1 protein-coding gene is annotated in these 657 nt (G+C 35.3%); it reads left to right on the forward strand.

Annotation, left to right across the window (positions count from 1 at the left end):
• Positions 1-45: 45 nt before the first annotated feature.
• The gene (locus CDH50_RS15045) at positions 46-519 is read left to right on the forward strand and encodes a DUF695 domain-containing protein (RefSeq protein WP_100613120.1); all 474 of its coding nucleotides are present in this window, start codon (positions 46-48) and stop codon (positions 517-519) included.
• Positions 520-657 lie beyond the last annotated feature (138 nt).

Below are 657 nucleotides of genomic sequence, written 5' to 3' on the forward strand. Positions count from 1 at the left end.
AACACGTTGGCGTTAATTTGAGAAAACCGAACAAACATTAAAATTATGGGAATTTTTGATAGTCTATTTAAGAAAAAAAATGAATCAAATTCATCGGAATTAATAACTAAAATTCCCGAAAGTTGGAGTGTAATAACTGGCGACAATAACGGAAACCCAATGTTTGTGCGGAAAAACGTTGCGTGTGACCGAATTGCGGGAAATAAAAATTATTCGACAAGCTGCGGAATTGCGTTCAAACTACTTTCGCCAAATGCGGACGGACTTCCTGACATTGAGAACGAACCTGAATTGGACAGTCTAGAAGATGATATTTTTGACATTTTAGAATCTGACTTGAATTCAATTGTTCCATTAGTTATTACTACTTCTGGATTTAGAGAGTTTGTGATTTACACAAAAGATTTAGCGGAATTTAATATGAGGTTGGAAAAGCTAAAAAAGAAATATCCAAAATATGAACTTACGACTTATAATAAAACTGACCAAAATTGGAACACTTACAAGTCGTTTAAGTAAAAAACTAACGCCAACACCGTGTATAAAAAATTGCTAGTTTTAGCTAGCACAAAGTTGGTTGCTTGTTTGCTGGCTTCCGATTTTCCTTCGGAAATTCCTCGCCCTCAAACACGCAACTTTCCATACACGAACACGTTG

This window comes from Confluentibacter lentus (assembly GCF_002806995.1).
Lineage (GTDB): Bacteria > Bacteroidota > Bacteroidia > Flavobacteriales > Flavobacteriaceae > Confluentibacter > Confluentibacter lentus.

Excerpts from the sequence above, each read along its gene's own strand:
- CDH50_RS15045 (WP_100613120.1), top strand. The coding sequence starts at position 46 with ATGGGAATTTTTGATAGTCTATTTAAGAAAAAAAATGAATCAAATTCA.